The sequence below is a fragment of the Thermoleophilum album genome, from assembly GCF_028867705.1.
Lineage (GTDB): Bacteria > Actinomycetota > Thermoleophilia > Solirubrobacterales > Thermoleophilaceae > Thermoleophilum.
In genome coordinates this window covers 552,791-570,572 of the sequence record NZ_CP066171.1, presented here as the reverse complement: position 1 = coordinate 570,572, position 17,782 = coordinate 552,791, and the positions used below count along the sequence as shown (strand labels likewise).

Genomic DNA, 17,782 nt, shown 5'->3' with positions numbered 1-17,782 from the left:
CTCACACGCTGCGGCCGTGGCACTTCTTGAACTTCTTGCCCGAGCCGCACCAGCAGGGGTCGTTGCGACCGATCTTCTCGCGCTCGTCGACGCGGCGCGTCTCGACGACGGGGGCCTCGGGCGGCGGCTCCTCGTCGAGCGCGAGCGCCTCGGCGCCCGCGCCAGCGGCAGCCTGGGCGATCGCGGCGCGCCCCTGGGCGGCGTGGCCACCGCTGTACTGCAGGCGCCCGGCGGTCGACGTCGTGTTCGCACCGGTGCGCCACACCGGCCCCTGCGGCTGCTCGGGCTGAACCTCGACTTCAACGTTAAAGATCTGGCGGGCGAACTCGTCCCAGATCGAGTTCATCAGCTGCCCGAACATTTCGAAGGCCTCGTTCTTGTAGGCGACCAGGGGGTCGATCTGGGCGAAGCCGCGAAGGTGGATGCCCTCGCGCAGATAGTCCATGTCGTGGAGGTGCTCGCGCCAGCGCTCGTCGATGATCTGCAAAAGCAGGAAGCGCTCGAGCGCCCGCAACAGCTCGGAGCCGAGCTCCTTCTCGCGCTCTTCGTACGCCTCGACGACATCCTCGCGCAACTTGGCGATCAGGCTCTCGCGGTCCTCCCGAGCAAGGTCGACATCCTCGGCGCTGTAACCGCACGGGTAGATGTCGACGAGCCGATCGAACAGCGCCTCGATATCCCACTCCTCGGGGATGTCCGAAGCCAGATACTCGCGCGCGATCCGTTCGACGACGTCGGCGAGCTGCTCGCGCACCGTCTCCGAGAGATCCTCGCCCTCGAGGATCCGGTCGCGGTACTCGTAGATCACCTCGCGCTGCTGGTTCATCACGTCGTCGTACTCGAGCACGCGCTTGCGGATCAGGAAGTTCTGTTCCTCGACCTTGCGTTGCGCGTTCTCGATCTGCTTGGAGAGGATGCGCGCTTCGATCGGCTGCTCCTCGCCGTGCTCGTCGACGGGACCGAGGCGATCGAGGATCTTGTAGATGCGGTCGCCGGCGAACAGGCGCACGAGGTCGTCCTCGGCCGAGAGGTAGAAGCGCGACTCGCCGGGATCGCCCTGGCGTCCGGCGCGGCCGCGCAGCTGGTTGTCGATCCGCCGCGCCTCGTGCCGCTCGGTGCCGAGGATGAAGAGCCCGCCGAGCTCCTTCACACGCTCGCGATCGCGCTCGACCTGCTCGCGGATGCGCGGGTAGACCTCCTCCCACGCCTTCTCCCATTCGGGCGTGCCGGGCTCGAGGCCACGCTTTTCTAGCTCTTTGGTCGTGAGGTGCTCTTCGTTGCCGCCGAGCTTGATGTCGACGCCGCGGCCCGCCATGTTGGTGGCGATCGTCACCGCACCCGGCCGTCCAGCCTCAGCGATGATGTCGGCCTCGCGCGCCGCGTGCTCGGGCTTGGCGTTGAGCACGACGTGCGGGATCCCGAGCTTCTTGAGGCGGTTGGAGAGCATCTCCGACACCTCGACCGAGATCGTGCCCACGAGCACCGGCTGGCCTTTGCGGTGGCGCTCTTCGATCTCGCGCAGCACGGCCTTCCACTTGCCTTCCTTGGTTTTGTAGATCCGGTCGTCGTGATCGACGCGAATCATCGGCCGGTGTGTGGGGATCTCAACGACGTCGAGGTTGTAGATCTTCTTGAACTCGACCGCCTCGGTGAGGGCGGTACCGGTCATTCCGGCCAGCTTCTCGTACTTGCGGAAGTAGTTCTGGTAGGTGATCGTGGCGACCGTTTGCGACTCCTCCTGGATCGGCACGCCTTCCTTGGCCTCGATCGCCTGGTGGAGCCCTTCCGACCAGCGGCGCCCCTCGAGGATGCGGCCGGTGAACTCGTCGATGATCTTCACCTGGCCGTCGATCACGGCGTAGTCCTTGTCGCGCTTGTAGAGCGACTCGGCCTTTAGCGCCTGGATCAGGTGGTTGACGAGGTAGCCGTTCTCGGGGCGGAAGAGGTTGTCGATACCGAGGAACTTCTCGGCCTTTTCAACGCCGCGCTCGGTGATCGAAACGGTCTTGTGCTTTTCGTCGGGCTCGTAGTCGAAGTCGGCGACCCAGTGTTTCGACTTTGCTTCGAAGGTGTCGGGCTTTTTGCCCGGCTCCATGATCTTCGCCAGCTTGGCGAACTTGTAGTAGAGGTCGGCCGCCTGCTCGGGACGGCCGGAGATGATCAGCGGCGTGCGCGCTTCGTCGATGAGGATGTTGTCGACCTCGTCGACGATCGCGTAGCCGTGACCGCGCTGCACCTTTTGCTCGCGCTCGATCGCGAGGTTGTCGCGCAGGTAATCGAAACCGAACTCGGAGTTGGTGCCGTAGGTGACATCGCACTCGTAGGCGGCGCGCTTCTCGTACTCGGGCTGACCGCTCTGGATGACACCGACGGTGATGCCGAGCATCCGGTAGATCGGCCCCATCCACTCGGCGTCGCGGCGCGCCAGGTAGTCGTTGACAGTGACGACGTGGACGCCCTTGCCTTGGCGCGGCTTGCCTTCCTGGTCGCGGCTGGCGAGGGCGTTCAGCGCCACGGCGAGAGTCGCGGTCAGCGTCTTGCCCTCGCCGGTTTTCATCTCGGCGATCGCGCCCGCGTGCAGCACCATGCCGCCGATCAGCTGGACGTCGTAGTGGCGCTGACCGAGGGTGCGCCGAGCCGCCTCGCGCGTTAAAGCGAAGCACTCGAAGAGCAGATCGTCGAGCGACTCGCCCCCTTCGATGTGGCGGCGGCGAAGCTGCTCGTAGCGCTCGCGCAGCTCGCCGTCGCTGAGCGGGCGGACCTGCTCCTCGAGGTCGTTGATGCGCCCGACGTTGCGCTCGAAGCGGCGGTAGAGCTTGCGCTCGCCGATGCGCAGTGCGCGCTCGAGTATCGACATCGCAGCGCGAGAGTAGCAACGCCGGCGGGCTCGCCCCGCTGCGCGGCGAGCCCGCTCGGTCTTGGCTGCTCGTCGTTAGGCGGGCTGGCCCTCGGCGCTCGCTCCCCCTAGCAGCTCGCCGGCAGTCGCGGCGCGGGATGCGGCGCGCCGTTCGCGCTCACGCTCGCGCTCTGCTTCACGCCGACCGCGCCGCTGCTCGCGGTGGCGCTTGACTTGCCGAGCAAGCTCGTCGGCAACGAGGTTGATCGCATGCACCATGTCGATCGCCCGCTCTTTGGCGCGCAGCGTGACGCCCTTGAGGTGGAGGGTCGCTTCGGCGAGCTGCGACTCGCGGATCGCTGGGTTGCGCTCTTCAGCCAACTCGACCTCGAGCTCGGCGAGCGGCGAGACCTGGCGCGACACCTTCTCGAACTTTCGCTCGACGCGCTCGCGCAATTCGTCGGTGACCTCGACGTTGCGCCCCTTCACCTCGATCCGCATTCCGGACCTCCCGTCTCGGAGTGAGTGCCTTCAAACGCGATGGTAGAAGCGCGCCTGGAAGGCGCCAAGGTACGGCGGCTTGCAAGATCGCCGAGAGAGGCGGTGCGATCCCGGCTCCGTAGCGCGCGGGCGAAAACGACAGCGCCGGCGACGAGCGCACCGCGGGCGGCGAGCGCGGCCGCAGCGGCCGAAAGCGTGGCGCCGGTGGTAGCGACGTCGTCGACCAGGAGGAGCGCCAGTGGCGGTGGCGGTCGCCGGACGACGAAAACGTCACCGGGGAGCGCGAGCCGGTCGCGGCGGCCACGCCGCCGCTGCGGACGCAACGGGCCGCGGCGGCGCAACAGGTCGAGCGCGGGCAGCCCCGCGATATCCGCAAGCGAGCGCACCAGCAGCTCCGCCTGGTCGTAGCCGCGGGCGCGTTTGCGCCAAGGGTGCGTGGGCACGGGCGTGAGCGCGCAGCGCACGTCCATCCGCGACCGGGCGCCGTCCGATCGCAGCACTGTCGTGAGCTCCCGCACAGCGGGGAGCATCGCGCTCGCCAGTGCGGGCGCCAGCGCGTGGCCGCTGGCGAACTTGAAGCGAGCAACGAGCGCACGGGCGACGGGACCGTAGACACAAGCCGCAGCGATCGGCAGCCGCCCGCAATCGGCAACCGCCGCCAGCGCGCACTCGCGCGCGAAGCGGCGGCGGCACGCGTCGCACAGCGGCAGCGCACCGGGGAGCGTGCCACCAGCCGCTAGAAGCCGTCCGCATCCGACACAGCCGGGTGGCGCGAGAACGTCGGCAAGACGCCAACCGAGCGCGAGGAGGGCCGCCCCTACCACGCCGCGCAGCATCGACAGGCGCGCGTTGCGGCTGGGTTACAGCCGCAACGGTGCCGCTCTATCGTTCCGGTCGGCGCTCTCTGCCAGCGGTCGCCGACGATGAACGAGCCGCGCCTCTACTGGCTTCCCGATCCCACGGTCCTAGCGCCGATCGCGCTTTTGGTGTTCGTGTGGACGCGCGCCTTTCGCCGCACACGCGCGCACGCCGGCGCGCGCGGCGCCGGCGCCGGGCAGGCAGCAGCGTTCGCGGGTGCGGTCGTCGCCTTGCTGGCGGCGCTGGCGTCGCCGATCGACGGTTTGGCCGGCGACTACCTCTTCTCTGCGCACATGCTTCAGCATCTGCTGCTCGGCGACGTGGCGCCGGCACTGCTTTTGCTCTCGCTGTCGCGCGCGATGATGCGCCCGCTCACGCGGCGGTTCGTCGAGCTCGAGCGGCACGCGGGCGTCTTCTTCCATCCGATCACGGCGCTCGTCGTGTGGCTCGGCACGATGTACCTCTGGCACGTCCCGAGCCTCTACGACGCGGCGCTCGAACACTCGGCCGTGCATGCGCTTGAGCACGTCACATTCTTCTTCGCGGGTATCGCCATCTGGTGGCCGCTGATCCAACCGGTGCCGATGCGCCACGGCCTGCGCGGCCTGTGGGTGGTTCCGTATCTGGCCGTCGCGAAGGTCGGCCTGGGGCTGCTCGGCGTGGCGCTCATCTGGTCCGACACCGTCTTCTACAGCTACTACGAGACGGTCCCACGCATCTGGTCGCTCTCGGCGCTCGAGGACCAGAACGTCGGCGGGGCGATCATGATGCTCGAGCAGTCGGTCGCCTTCGTTATCGCGCTCGTCGTTCTGTTCCTGCGTGCGCTCGCACGCATCGAGCGCGAACAACGGACGCGCGAGCGGCTCGAAGCGGCTGGTCGCCCGCTCGCTTAGCTGCTGCGGTCAGGCGGCTTGCGTGGCGCTGCCCGCGAGCGCGCTCAGCGGTGGCAGCTTGTCGACGAAATCGTCGCCGGCAACGATCGCGTCAATCAGGATCGACGACGGCGCGATGCGCGACCCCGGCAGGGCGATCGTCGAGCGCAGAGCAGCACCAGCGCCGACGCTCGTCCCGTCGCCGAGCACCACCGGACCGATCAGACGCACGCCCTCGCCGATCTCGCACCCCGAACCGATCCATACCGGGCCAGAGACGACTTCGACCCCGTCGAGCGCCAGCTGCCCATCGCAGGCGATCACGCCGGGGGCGATCTCGCGACCGCGCCGCTCGACCTGCGCCCGGCCGGCGAGCGCGTCCCAGGTACCCTGGCGCAGCTCGGCCAGCGACCCGATGTCGTTCCAGTAGGCGTCGATCTCGTGCACGTAGAACGGCACGTCGTTGTCGAGCAGCACCGGGAACACGTCCTGCGCCCAATCGACGAACTCCCGCTCGGGGAAGTAGTCGAAGATCTCGGGGCTGAAGCAGTAGATCCCGCAGCTCGCGAGGTCGGTGAGAGCCTCGGCGGGGTCGGGTTTCTCCTGAAAGCCAGTTATCCGACCGTCGCGGTCGCAGACGACGACGCCGTACTGGCTGGGATCGGGTACCCGCTTAACGGTGAGCGTGGCGATACCCCCGGTTTCGCGGTGGCGCTGGACGAGCGCGCGCAGGTCGAGGTCGGTGAGGGCGTCGCCCGAGATCACCACTACGGGATCGTCGCCGAAGAAGTCGCGCACCTTGCGCACCCCTCCAGCGGTGCCGAGCAGCTCGGGCTCGTAGCTCCACTCGAGCCGGTCGCCGAAGTAGGAGCGGATGGCGTCGGCGTGCCAGTGCAAGTTGGCGACTAGCTCGGTGAACCCCTGCGCCTCCAACAGACGCACGATGTGCGCCATCACCGGTCGGTCGAGGACCGGCACCATCGGTTTCGGCGCGAAGAACGTGAGCGGCTTCAGCCGCGTGCCGAGACCGGCGGCAAGAACCATCGCTTTCATCGGCCGCCGAACCTAGCGCAAAACGGCCCGCCGCCGGTTGCCGAGCTGCGCAGGTCGCTCAGTAGCGGTAGTGCTCGGGCTTGTACGGCCCCTCGACCGGGACACCGAGGTACGCGGCCTGCTCGGGCGTCAGCTTGGTGAGCTTCACACCGAGCGCGTCGAGATGCAGGCGCGCCACCTTCTCGTCGAGCTGCTTCGGGAGACGGTAGACCTTGCGCTCGTAGCGGTCGGTGTTGCTGTACAGCTCGACCTGCGCGATCACCTGGTTGGTGAAGGAGTTCGACATCACGAAGCTCGGATGCCCGGTGGCGTTGCCGAGGTTGAGCAGCCGCCCTTCGGAAAGGACGATGATCGAGTGGCCGTCGGGGAAGACCCATTCGTCGACCTGCGGCTTGATGTTGATGCGCTTGATGCCGGGAACGGCGGCGAGCCCGGCCATGTCGATCTCGTGATCGAAGTGGCCGATGTTGCCGACGATCGCCTTGTCTTTCATCCGCTGCATGTGCTCGACACGGATGACGTCGCGGCAGCCGGTGGCGGTGATGAAGATGTCGGCGTGCTCGACGACGTCTTCGAGCGTCGTCACCTGGTAGCCGTCCATCGCCGCCTGCAGCGCGCAGATCGGGTCGATCTCGGTGACGATGACGCGTGCGCCCTGGCCGCGCAGCGACTGGGCGCACCCCTTGCCGACGTCGCCGTAGCCGCAGACGACAGCGGTCTTACCGCCGATCAGGACGTCGGTCGCCCGGTTCAGTCCGTCGATCAGCGAGTGCCGGCAGCCGTAGATGTTGTCGAACTTCGACTTCGTCACCGAGTCGTTGACGTTGATCGCCGGGAAGAGAAGCTCACCGGCCTCGGCGAGCTGGTACAGGCGGTGGACACCGGTGGTGGTCTCTTCGGTGACGCCCTTGATCTCGGCCGCGATGCGCTGCCAGCGGCTCGAGTCCTCGGCGAGCGAGGCGCGCAGGATGCGCAGCAACGCAGCGAAGTCCTCGGAGTCGGCGCCCTCGGGATCGGGCACGGCCCCTGCGCGCTCGAACTCGACGCCCTTGTGGACCATCAGCGTGGCGTCGCCACCGTCGTCGAGCAGCATGTTCGGCCCCTTGCCGTCGGGCCAGCGGAACGTCTGGTCGATGCACCACCAGTACTCGTCGAGCGTCTCGCCCTTCCAGGCGAACACCGGGACACCGCGCGGCTCGTCGGGGGTGCCGTCGGGACCGACGACCACCGCCGCCGCCGCGTGGTCCTGGGTGGAGAAGATGTTGCACGACGCCCACCGCACCTCAGCGCCGAGGGCGACCAGCGTCTCGATCAGCACCGCCGTCTGCACGGTCATGTGCAGAGACCCGGTGATGCGCGCGCCGGCCAGCGGCTTGCGGTCGGCGTACTCGCGGCGCACCGCCATCAGACCCGGCATCTCGTGCTCGGCGAGCCGAATCTCGTGGCGGCCGAGTTCGTACAGCGACAGGTCGGCGACCTTGAAGTCACGGTCGGTCAGTACGGCAGTGCTGGTGCTCATCGTCTCGATCGAACCTCTTTCGGCGTCTTCCTCGAGTCGGGCGTCGATGCAACGGGGCGGCGTCGAGCCGCGCGCGCCGCAATGCTAAACGCACGCGAGAAAGACGTTACCGTGACGCCCAGGCGGCGCGCTAGCTGCTCTCCGAGTCCGCTGCCGCCAACCGCTCCTTGAGAGCGGTGATCGCTGCGACGGGACGCGGGTCGCGCCCAGCCAGCACAGCCGCGTACACGCTCGCGAGATCCCCGAACAGCACGAGCGAGAGGACCTGCTCGGCGCGCGTCGCCCCGCCCCCTTCAACCAGCAGCGGGTTGAAACCCGCCCGTTCGAGCGCCTCGGCGGTGGCTTGCAGGCGCACACGCGACGGCGGGGCAAGAAGTTCGCTCGCCAGGAGCACGGGCGCGAGACCGGCCGTCTGCGCCTCCCCAAGCCAGGCACAGATCTCGTTGTGGTTCTGCTCGGGAAGCTCGCTCCAGAACGCCGGCAGCTTGGCGTTCTCGTTCCACTGCGTCTTGAAGCGCCGCGCCGCCGCAGCGGTAAGACCGATGCCGTGGAAGACCGGAACGCGCCCGGCGAGGTCGCCGGCGAGCCGCTTGGGTCCGGTGTTTTGGGGGGAGTCGCTTCCCCACTGCGCAGCCAGTGCTGTGGTCGTGCGCGCGGCGGCGGCGAGCTCGTCGGCGAGATCGGGCACGAGACCAGCGCTTTGTGCCGCAGCGAGCGCGGCGACGGTCACGTAGGCGACCGCGCAGCGCGGTTCGAGACCTTGGGGAATCCCGATCACCGGCACGCCACTGGCACGCGCCCGCTCGGCCAGGGGGCCGCCAGTCGTGGCCACGACGAGATCTGCGCCGGCACGCCGGGCGGCGTCGAAGCACGCCAATGTCTCGGCGGTGGCGCCCGAGTAGCTCGAGCAGAGCACGAGCGCACCTGTGGCGAGCCACGGCCGCGGATCGTCGCCGCGCACCGTGACGAGCGGCCCACCGAGCCGCTCGCCGGCGATCGCGCGCGCGAGGTCGGCACCGATCGCCGACCCGCCCATCCCGCAGACGACGAGCGCGGGAGCGCGCCGCTGCGGCAGGCCGGCCGCTTCGGCACGCCAGAGCGCATCTTCGAGCTGGTGACCGAGGAGCACCACGTCGTCGATGAGACGCGAGCTGTCGACAGCGCGGACGCGCGCGCCGTCAAGCCCCACTACGAGCTGCGAGGCCGCTCTCGTCACTGCCCCGCCGTCCCCGTCGCGGCGCGCGCTGCGGGCGCCGATCCGTCCGGGCTTGCAGCGACGACCGCGCCCGGTTCCACCCGCGCGCCGGCTCCCACTCGCGCGCCGGCTTCGACGCGCGCGCCAGCGCCGACGATCGCCCCAGGCCCGACCTCCGCACCCTCGCCGATCGCCGCGCCTTCGGCGGTAACCGAGTCGACTACCGCCGCCCCCGCTTCGACGCGCACCCCGTCGAAGAGCACCGCGCGCTCGACGCGGGCGCCTGTAGCGACAACACAACCCGCACCGATCACGCTGCCGGCGCTAACGCTGCCCTCGACGCGCGCCCCTGCAGCGATTAGCGGGTCGTTGCCGGGCGCCACCGCGAGCGGGGGTCGCGGTCGGCGGGCGAGGAGGTCGCGTGTGGCTTCCAGATAGCGGTCGAGCGTTCCGATATCGATCCAATAGCAGTCCGCGGCCACCCCGTACAACCCTTTGCCGACTAGGCCGGGAAAGACCTCGCGCTCGAACGAGACGGGCCGGCCAGCGGCGATCGCGCTCGCCACGGTCGTTCGCTCGAGCAGGTAGACGCCGCCGTTGACGAGGTTCGTCGGCGGATCGTCCATCTTTTCCAGGAAGGCCTCGACGGCACCGCGCTCGTCGATCGGAACGCTGCCGTAGCTACGCGCGTCCGCGACCTCGACGAGCGCGATCGTCGCTTTCGCCGAGCGCTCGCGGTGGCGACGCTCGAGCGCCGCGAGGTCGAGGTCCGTGAGGATGTCGCCGTTGAGTACGAAGAAGCGCTCGGCGAGAAGACCCTGGTCGAGCGCTAGCCGCAGCGGGCCGGCGGTGTCGAGCGGTTCCGGCTCGACGACGTAGGACAGCTGGATGTTGCCGTGGCGGTCGCCGACGTGCTCTCGCACCCGTTCGGCGAGGAAGCCGCAGAGCAGCAGAGCCTCGCGAACGCCGTGGTGCTCGAGCCAGTCGAGCATCCACGCGAGGTGGGGACGGCCCGCGAGCGGCACGACCGGTTTGGGAACCGTTCGCGTCAGCGGCCGCAGGCGGGTGCCCTCGCCACCGGCGAGAACGACCGCCTGCCGGATCAGCGGCCTACCCCCTCGTAAACGAAGCCCGCGGCGCGCAGCGCGTCGCGATCGAGGAAGTTGCGTCCATCGACGATGATCGGTCGGCGCATCACGCGCTTCACCGTACCTTCCCAGTCGAGCTCGCGAAACTCCTGCCACTCGGTGACGAGCACGGCGGCGTCGGCGCCCTCGAGCGCCTCGAGCGCCGAGTCACACAGTTTCGCGTTGGCGAGTAGCGGCCGCGCCCGCTCGCGCGCGACGGGGTCGTAGGCGCGCACGGTGGCGCCTTCGCTTTGCAGGCGGCCGGCCAGCACCAGGCTCGTCGCCTCGCGCACGTCGTCGGTGTTGGGCTTGAAGGCGATGCCGAGCAGGGCGACCTCTTTACCGACCAGCGATCCCAGGTGCTTTTGGAGCTTGCCGACGAGCCTGCGCTTCTGCAGCTCGTTGACGTCGATGACCGCCGTCAAGAGCTGGAAGTGGTAGCCGCTGTTGCCCGCCAGCTGTTTGAGCGCCTGCACGTCTTTTGGGAAGCAGCTGCCGCCGTAGCCAGCGCCGGCGCGCAAAAAGTGCGGGCCGATGCGCTCGTCGAGGCCCATGCCGCGCGCCACCTCGGCGACGTCGGCGCCGACTTCCTCGCAGACGTTCGCGATCTCGTTGATGAACGAGATCTTGGTGGCGAGGAAGGCGTTCGAGGCGAGCTTGATCATCTCGGCGCTGGCGACGTCGGTACGCACGACCGGCGCTCCGAGCGGCGCGTATAGGGCTTCGACGCGGTCGGCGAACGCCTCGGAGTCGCTGTCGGCGCCGATCACGACGCGATCGGGATGGAGGAAATCCTCGATCGCCGAGCCCTCTTTCAGGAACTCGGGGTTCGAGACATAGTGCAGGCCGGGCAGGCGACGCTTGATCGAGGCGCCGGTGCCGACCGGAACGGTGCTTTTCATTACAAGGGCGTGGTCGTCGGGGTCGGCGAGCTCGCTCACCACCGCCTCGACACGCGACAGGTCGGCGTCGCCGGAGTAGGTGGGCGGGGTGTCGACGCAGCAGAAGAGCAGCCGAGCGTGCTCGAGCACCGGCGCCATCTCGGTAGTGAAGTGCAGGCGCTCGCGGTTGCGGGCGACGAGCTCGGGCAAGCCCGGCTCGTGGATCGGAACTTCGCCGCGCGTCAGGCGCGCGACCTTCTCGTGATCGATGTCGCGCGCCCACACGTCGTGACCGAGCTCGGCGAAGCAGGCCGCCGTGACGAGCCCGACCCAGCCGACGCCGACTACGCCTATCGGTTCCTTCGCTTCGGGCATGGGGAGCGCAAGAGCCTAACCGAGCTCGCAGCCGGAAAAGCGCCGTTCGCGAGCGGCGGCACTCCATTCAGAGCAGCCGTGTCGAGCGGGCGATGGCCATCATCTGCCGCTCGCTCAACGTGAGCAGGAGGGTGTTGGAGATCCAGTAGACGGCGCTGCGGGTGCGCCAAGCGACTAGCCGGACACGGTCGCCGTCGTAGTAGACGCGAAACTCCCGGCCGCGGTAGCGCTTGACTTTGTGGGGACCGGCGAGGATCGGCGGGTTCTTCCAGGTGAGACCCTGGAGGCCGTAGTACTCGCCGACGAGGCCGCGCTTGATCACCATCCTGTAAGCGAGGTGCAACCGTCCGTCCGGGTCGCGCAGGCGGTAGACGCGCGGCGGCCCGGCGTACATCGCTCCGCGTGTGCGCACCGTCGGGAAGAAAACGGGGAGCCGCTTGCCGCCGGCGCCCGTCCGCACCGCCATGATCGCCTGCTCTTTGCCGGGAACGTCGGCGCGCTCGAGGCCGAGATCGTTCGGCGCGCGCCGCGCACCGCGCGGGCGCAGCGTGCCGCGCGGGCCGGGGGTCTCTTCCACGCCCAAAAACTCCTGCACGAGCTTTTGCACCTGGGCGTCCGTGGCCTCAACGAAGCTCGGGCCGATCTTGCCTTCGAAGTGCACCTCGCGGATCGGCTGACCGACGCTGAACAGCGCGAGCTTGAGCAGTCGCAAAACCTCGGCCCGAGAGTCAATGTCCGAGGTGGTGTAGCGGGCGAAGATGCGTACCAGCCGGTCGCGGTCCTCGATCAGCTTTGAGACCGCGATCTGTTGTTTGGCCTGACGGAGGAACTCCTGCTGGCGCGCGGAACGGACGAGGTCGTTGTCCTCGTGGCGGAAGCGCACGAACTGGAGCGCCTCGCGCCCGCACATGCGCTGGTAGCCGGGCTGGAGGTTGATGTACGAGTAGGCGGCGGAGGCGTTGTAGTAGCGACGGTCGACCTCCGCGTAGACGCAGCCAACGGCATTGACCGCCGCCCAGAAACCACGGAAGTCGATGTTGATGACGTGGTTGATGGGTAGTCCGGTGAGCTGCTTGACGGTCTCGAGCGTCAGCTTCGGCCCGCCGTACTCGTAGGCGGCGTTGATCTTGGCGATGCCGTGCCCGGGAATGCGGACCTTGAGGTCGCGCGGCAGCGACATCAGCGCGATCGCCTTCTTCGACGGGTCGAGGCGAACGAGCATGATCGTGTCCGAGCGCGCCCCGCCCCCGCCCTCGCCGGAGTTCGCCGGCCGCCGGTCGGAGCCGAGGATCATGATCGTCTGGGGCTGCCCCGGGTCGGTACGGGCAAGCTGCGCGCCGAGTCGCAAACGCGGATGCTCCTGGAGCGCACCGACCACACGATCGACCTCGCGAAAAGCGACTACCGCTGTAGCCGACCCCGACGCGAAGACGATCGCCGCCGCGCCGGCCAAGAGGCGGGGCCAGAGGCGGGGTCTTGTTGGAGGTGTCGTGATCAACAAGCGCGTTTCGGTTGCGATGCTCTCCACTCGACGTCGCCACGGCCGCTCGCCGCTCCGCTCGGCGACCACCCCACGGCCGCACGGATCCGGTCGAGACGCGGCGCGCAGACGACGCAGGTGCCAGTGAATGCTAGGTGCCGCGAAGGCCGGAGGGACGCCGCTAACGACCGTAGGCTGCCGAGAGTCAACGCACCACGAACCGCGGGTCGCGCAGGGCAGACGCCGGTGGCCGCACACCGATAGCCGTCAGAGCGGCAAAGTTGCTGCCGAGCCACTCGTAGACGGGCGTCGCGGCGATCACACGCCTACCGGCACGCAAGCCAACCCACTTCGCCCCGGTATTGTCCGAGGAGCTGTCCGTTAGCGCTAGCCGGAACAGCCCTGCAGAGCGAGCGACCGAGCAGAGCGCGGTCATCGACAACCATTCCCACCGAGCAACGAGCCCCGAGATGCCGATCTTGCTGCTCCAGCGCGTCGCGCGTAGGCTCGCCGAGTGCCCCACGCGAAAGCTGAGGTCCCCTGGGTACCCGAGCCGTCCGTGGATCGCCCCGCGCGTCACGGCAAGAGCGCCGTTCGAACCCTCGGATTTACCGTCAAACGTGCCGCCACGGGGGCGCTTCCGCTGGCGCTCGCAACGGCAGCGCAGAACGTGCTCGGTCTCCTCTTCACACTCGTGTTTGCACGCTGGCTGGGCGCCGGCGGATACGCCTCGCTAGCAGTTCTGGTCTCAGCATTCCTAGTCCTCTCGGTGCCGGGAACGGCACTCCAGGTCGCAACCGCCCGCCGCCTCGGGCAAGCGGCGTCGCTCGCTTCTCGCCGCGACAGCGACAACCAGCGAGCGAGCACCCCGGCCCACGCCGCCGCCGGCGCTTGGCCCTGGCTGCGAGCGCTCGCCCTGATCACTGCTGTGTCTCTCGTTCTGGGCCTTGCCGCGCGTGAACCGTTGGCGCGCCTGCTCGCTGTCGACACCGCCTGGGGCGCTGGATTGTTGCCCGCAACTGCAGCGTCTTGGGCGCTTCTCGGTGTAGCCCGCGGGGCGTGGCAGGCACTAGGCCATTACCGACTCGTCGCAGCGAGCATCGTCGGCGATGCATCCCTACGGATCGTCGCTGCGGCGGCACTCGTGGCTTGCGGCCTGGACGTTGCCGGCGCATTCGCTGGCAGCGGGGTTAGCTTCGTTCTTGTTGCCCTGGTCCTCTTGGCGCTCCTCTACAGAAGCGCACCGCCCCGCGCGGTGCTGGCGGGGCATCCGCCCTTGTCACGTCTCGTGCGCGAATCAGCCGTTCCGACAGCTGTGCTCGCACTCCTCCTGGCGCTGCAAGAGCTCCACGTGATATTTGCCAAACACCTCAACTCGGAGCGCGTCGCCGGCGGGTACGCGGCCGTTGCTGTTGCCGCGAAGGCCCTCATGTGGGTGGCGGTCGGACTCTCGATGTACGTCGTTCCCGAGTCCGTTCGACGGATAGGCCAAGCGCGCGATCCCCGCACACCAGCATTTCACGCTGGGGTGCTGCTAACAGCATGCGCTGTCGCTGTGGTCGCGCTGTTCATCCTGGCCGGAAATGAGCTGGTCCGAGCAGCGTTCGGTCCCGAGCTCACCGGTGCGGTGTCCGCGCTCTTCCCGCTCGGCGTGGCGATGGCGCTGCTGGCAGCCACTTACGTGCTCGCCCAATATCACGTGGCTCTTGGCCGGTGCCTACCTATTCCCGTTCTCTGTGCTGCCCTTGTGATCGAGATCGCAGCGGCGCTACGGTTCGGACACGATCCGAACCTGTTGGCATGGTCACTCGTAGCCGTTTTCTTTGCCACAACCGTGATGTTTACGGCAAGCGGGCTGGCCTGCCCCTCGGTCGTTAGCGATCCGGAAGGTGAAGCATGTCCACGCACACGCCGCCTGACCGGTTCGACGTACGAGCGGACCACCGACTCCGCGACCCACGACCCTGCCGATCGCTAATTTCAAGACTCGTCGTGGCGCGCACTGCGTCTAACCACCGGAGCTTCCAGTCCGCCTTTGGGCGCAACCCCAGCGAGGTAGCGACAGCAAGACACGGAATTCCAGTTCGACGCGTCCCCGCCCTCCGCTAGCGCGTGCTCCACGAATCGCCAGGAACGAGAACAGTCACGCGTTGACATCGGCGCCACGCGCACGACGACTGGTGAACGTGCCCTTCCACATATTACGTTACCCGCACGTCACCCAACCTCTAACTGCACATACACGCTCTTCACCGGCCCTCGTTGCGAAAGCCGCGTACTAGCGCGTCGGGAGCGGGAAGCTCGACCACGCTGCCGTCGGCCAGCAGCGCCATCAATCGCATCCCGTCACTCGCCTGTGGGCCGGACACCCCGTACACGACTAGTGACGCGTGGGTACTCTCCAAGAACCGGTAGGTCGGATAAGCGCCGAGCACCCTCCGGCCCGCCGCCAACGCGATCCATTGCAGACCGCCACACCGCCCGCTGAAGCGAAGATTGACGATCCCAACCGTTTCCGCGCGCCGCCGCCGGCCGGAGCTAGGGCGCGTCGGCGGCGTTCCAGTTCTCGTGCTCCTATTTGCCCGCCCAGAAGTCCTCCGCCATAAGGCGTCAAGAACCGCAACGTTGCACGACGTCAACCTCCTAATCCTCGTCTTGGAGCGCACAACAGTCGACAGCGCCGCAGGAGCTGTGGCGAGCACTGCTCTTTGCCAACCTCCGCCGCCCAATATCCTGCCCCATGACCTCAGACGGCGGTCTTCCTCACGACGGAACGCGTTGAACGCCTTCACCACGAAACGCCGTGCTCTGCTCGCGAGAACCCTCACCTGCAACCGTTGTGGCACCTTCTGCAGCGGCGTTCCATCAAGATCGTCGTGGGGAGCACCAGTGGCTGCTAAGAGCGTCGGCGCCACATCGATAGTGCGAGCTGGTGCTCTTGATACACGCGACCTACGCTGCCGAGGATACTTTATGAGCAGCGGCACACTCGCTATGTCGGTGAAGTTTGTAAGTGTTATACTTCTTCTGTTTGCACCCGGTAGATAAGCTGCGCCGTGGTCGGCAGTCACAGCCATTAGAGCACCATCAAAGCGCCCAGTCTCGCGAAGCACGCCCAACAGGCGTGTCAGGATAAGGTCAGCAGCCGCGAGCTGGTACAGTGCGCGCAAACGCCCTGCGCGTGGATAAGATGCGTTTGATATCCATGTGTCACCTATTAGTCCCGGAACATCAATAGGATCCAAACGGTATTGCGATCCATCTGGCAAATACTCCCACGGCGCATGTGGAAGAGGAATGTGCACGAAGATGAACGCGTCACCTCGATACGCACGCAGGGTGGCACGAGCCCTTTCAAGAAACTGTAGTGCCCGCAAAAACCTCCCCTTATAGGCCACGTCTGGGTCCGCAAGGCTGCGCCACGCTGCGAACTGCTGGCGAGCACTAGATTTAGGTACCTCGGCAAATCGCGCGTAGCTCTGATCGATGGACGGCAAGTATCGCCTTACAATGCTGTTTGGCAGAACGACATGTCCCGCCACAATCGCCGTATCTAGCGCGAGCGTTCCGATCCCGGGCACAGCCTCGCTCTCGCAAGCACGATTTCTACACAGCAGAGTGACCGGTTCCTGAACGAGAAGGCGATATCTCGCTTTTTCCAGACGGTCGAAGAGGTTGTCGGGGTAGGCAGCAGCAATCGGGGCCACTGTCTGTTGTTTTGGCATGCGGCCGCTAATGATGGCGGGAACCGCGTAGATGGTTTCGTCGGCGACAGTTGACGCATATCGATACCACGTCGAGTGTTCCGCAAAATCGGCGAATCCGGGAAACCGCGTAGCGTCGACCCTTAGTTGCGGATTCGTCAACATGTGAGCCGGCAGTTCGTCAAATACAGCCAGTACAACCGTGCGCGGACGCTGAGCGAGACGGGCCCCACGCGACGCGATCGAACGCTCCGACGCCGTTGCGTTGCCGTCGCCGGACACGTAGTTGGTAACACGTACAGGAGCAGACGCAGAGAAGAATAGGAACCACGCGAACGTGAGGGGCGCACTCAAGGCGAGCAAGCCGATCGTGGCGCGTACCGCTCGCACACGGCTGTAACCGATGGCTACGAGCATGCCGATCGAGCTTGCCGCGACGAAAGCCGCAAGGGCGCTGTTGGCGAAGATGTCCCGACTGGAAGCCAAGGTCACGACGGCCCCTAGCACGCCGATGAGAACAAGGTCGACGCGTGCCGAGGAGACGACGGGTAGCCAGAAGCCGACGATCCGCCCTAGTGACAGTAGCGCGGCGGGTGGTATGAAAATCACGGCAGCGGCGAAGACGGCTAACTCCCACCCTTCTAAGCCGTGGGCGCTGAAGTAGGCGGGCTCGCCAGCAAGGACTCGCAGCGTTGGCCACGCGACACCCAGTGACCACAGCGCTACGATCGGGGCTACGCGATGCGTCACTGACTGAACGTTAGCGAGGAGCAGCGCACGCGCCCCGCCAAGCCCCGACGACAGCGGTGAGCCCATCACAGCGCCCTACCGGAGCCCAGACGGCGCGCTGTGACCACCGAGACGATACGGCCGGCCATGTGCCTTGTGTTCAGACGCTGCTGCGCACTCGACTATGTAGGCGGTTGTGCACAAGCACAAAGTCAGCGTCGCGACAGCCTTCGAGTGGATGACTCCCTGCGGCGAAAGGGCATGCTCCCACAACCACGGGGACCACGGCGGATCGCTCAAGTCAGAGGGGGCCCTGCGCAGCGCCTCCCGCTTGTCTCGCATCCTCGAAAGCCTCGGGACACTCAACAAGATCAGGTCGACCTATCCGCAGGCCCAGGTCGTGTCTGGCCGAGCCGCACCGCGCGTCGTGCCGCAACCCAACGTATGCCGCACTGTCGCGCACCAACCGTGCTGCACTCCGCACCGCCGCGCAGTGCCGGCGCGGTGAGCTCAACCTACGAGCCGTGAGGCGCGCCGCCCGGAGAAGAACCAGAGCCGCAGTAGCCCCACATCGTCGTGCCGGCCTGACACGGTTGCATTTTCCAGCGGAGCCGATAGGCTCCGGGCTGGCGTTACAGTGCTAGCGCAATTC

13 protein-coding genes are annotated in these 17,782 nt (G+C 67.3%); 2 read left to right on the top strand and 11 right to left on the bottom strand.

Features of this window, described 5'->3' with window-relative positions:
- Position 1: 1 nt before the first annotated feature.
- The 3 genes from secA to JDY09_RS02600 all read right to left on the bottom strand — a co-directional run bounded on the left by secA (position 2) and on the right by JDY09_RS02600 (position 4,173).
- On the bottom strand, positions 2–2,857 hold the full coding sequence (gene secA / locus JDY09_RS02610) for a preprotein translocase subunit SecA (protein WP_274717448.1): 2,856 nt from the start codon (positions 2,855–2,857) through the stop codon (positions 2–4).
- A 75-nt stretch (positions 2,858–2,932) separates the two neighbouring features.
- Entirely contained in the window at positions 2,933–3,337 is a 405-nt protein-coding gene (hpf, locus tag JDY09_RS02605; RefSeq protein ID WP_274717447.1) for a ribosome hibernation-promoting factor, HPF/YfiA family, read from the bottom strand.
- Positions 3,322–4,173 carry a ComF family protein gene (locus JDY09_RS02600; RefSeq protein WP_274717446.1) on the bottom strand — a complete coding sequence of 284 codons (852 nt, stop codon included), beginning with the start codon at positions 4,171–4,173 and terminating at the stop codon, positions 3,322–3,324. Before JDY09_RS02600 ends, hpf begins: the two co-directional genes overlap by 16 nt.
- Positions 4,174–4,260: 87 nt before the next feature.
- Here JDY09_RS02600 and JDY09_RS02595 point away from each other — a divergent pair, with 87 nt between their 5' ends.
- Entirely contained in the window at positions 4,261–5,088 is an 828-nt protein-coding gene (locus tag JDY09_RS02595) for a cytochrome c oxidase assembly protein (RefSeq protein WP_274717445.1), read from the top strand.
- Between the two features lie 9 nt (positions 5,089–5,097).
- On the opposite strand, the gene JDY09_RS02590 is transcribed toward JDY09_RS02595, so the two are convergent.
- The 7 genes from JDY09_RS02590 to JDY09_RS02560 form a co-directional block, all read right to left on the bottom strand.
- On the bottom strand, positions 5,098–6,120 hold the full coding sequence (locus tag JDY09_RS02590) for an NDP-sugar synthase (protein WP_274717444.1): 1,023 nt from the start codon (positions 6,118–6,120) through the stop codon (positions 5,098–5,100).
- Between the two features lie 58 nt (positions 6,121–6,178).
- Positions 6,179–7,639 carry an adenosylhomocysteinase gene (ahcY, locus tag JDY09_RS02585; protein WP_274717443.1) on the bottom strand — a complete coding sequence of 487 codons (1,461 nt, stop codon included), beginning with the start codon at positions 7,637–7,639 and terminating at the stop codon, positions 6,179–6,181.
- 130 nt (positions 7,640–7,769) lie between these two features.
- Positions 7,770–8,855, bottom strand: a complete 1,086-nt coding sequence (locus tag JDY09_RS02580) for a bifunctional phosphoglucose/phosphomannose isomerase (RefSeq protein WP_274717442.1) — start codon at positions 8,853–8,855, stop codon at positions 7,770–7,772.
- A complete protein-coding gene (locus JDY09_RS02575) occupies positions 8,852–9,937 on the bottom strand; it encodes an NDP-sugar synthase (RefSeq protein ID WP_274717987.1) in 1,086 nt (361 codons plus the stop codon). Before JDY09_RS02575 ends, JDY09_RS02580 begins: the two co-directional genes overlap by 4 nt.
- A complete protein-coding gene (locus JDY09_RS02570) occupies positions 9,937–11,217 on the bottom strand; it encodes a UDP-glucose dehydrogenase family protein (protein WP_274717441.1) in 1,281 nt (426 codons plus the stop codon). Before JDY09_RS02570 ends, JDY09_RS02575 begins: the two co-directional genes overlap by 1 nt.
- 67 nt (positions 11,218–11,284) lie before the next feature.
- Positions 11,285–12,745, bottom strand: coding sequence for an LCP family protein (locus tag JDY09_RS02565; RefSeq protein ID WP_274717440.1), 1,461 nt, complete (start codon positions 12,743–12,745; stop codon positions 11,285–11,287).
- Between the two features lie 157 nt (positions 12,746–12,902).
- On the bottom strand, positions 12,903–13,037 hold the full coding sequence (locus tag JDY09_RS02560) for a hypothetical protein (protein WP_274717439.1): 135 nt from the start codon (positions 13,035–13,037) through the stop codon (positions 12,903–12,905).
- A gap of 219 nt (positions 13,038–13,256) precedes the next feature.
- On the opposite strand from JDY09_RS02560, the gene JDY09_RS02555 reads away from it, so the two are divergent.
- Positions 13,257–14,675, top strand: a complete 1,419-nt coding sequence (locus tag JDY09_RS02555; protein ID WP_274717438.1) for a lipopolysaccharide biosynthesis protein — start codon at positions 13,257–13,259, stop codon at positions 14,673–14,675.
- Between the two features lie 271 nt (positions 14,676–14,946).
- Here the strand turns inward: JDY09_RS02555 and JDY09_RS02550 are convergent, their stop codons facing one another.
- The gene (locus tag JDY09_RS02550; protein ID WP_274717437.1) at positions 14,947–17,010 is read right to left on the bottom strand and encodes a sulfatase-like hydrolase/transferase; all 2,064 of its coding nucleotides are present in this window, start codon (positions 17,008–17,010) and stop codon (positions 14,947–14,949) included.
- Positions 17,011–17,782: the final 772 nt, after the last annotated feature.

What these genes read in the sequence shown, in the direction of transcription:
- secA (WP_274717448.1), bottom strand. Translation starts at nt 2,857, where the DNA reads ATGTCGATACTCGAGCGCGCACTGCGCATCGGCGAGCGCAAGCTCTAC.
- hpf (WP_274717447.1), bottom strand. Translation starts at nt 3,337, where the DNA reads ATGCGGATCGAGGTGAAGGGGCGCAACGTCGAGGTCACCGACGAATTG.
- JDY09_RS02600 (WP_274717446.1), bottom strand. Translation starts at nt 4,173, where the DNA reads ATGCTGCGCGGCGTGGTAGGGGCGGCCCTCCTCGCGCTCGGTTGGCGT.
- JDY09_RS02595 (WP_274717445.1), top strand. Translation starts at nt 4,261, where the DNA reads ATGAACGAGCCGCGCCTCTACTGGCTTCCCGATCCCACGGTCCTAGCG.
- JDY09_RS02590 (WP_274717444.1), bottom strand. Translation starts at nt 6,120, where the DNA reads ATGAAAGCGATGGTTCTTGCCGCCGGTCTCGGCACGCGGCTGAAGCCG.
- ahcY (WP_274717443.1), bottom strand. Translation starts at nt 7,639, where the DNA reads ATGAGCACCAGCACTGCCGTACTGACCGACCGTGACTTCAAGGTCGCC.
- JDY09_RS02570 (WP_274717441.1), bottom strand. Translation starts at nt 11,217, where the DNA reads ATGCCCGAAGCGAAGGAACCGATAGGCGTAGTCGGCGTCGGCTGGGTC.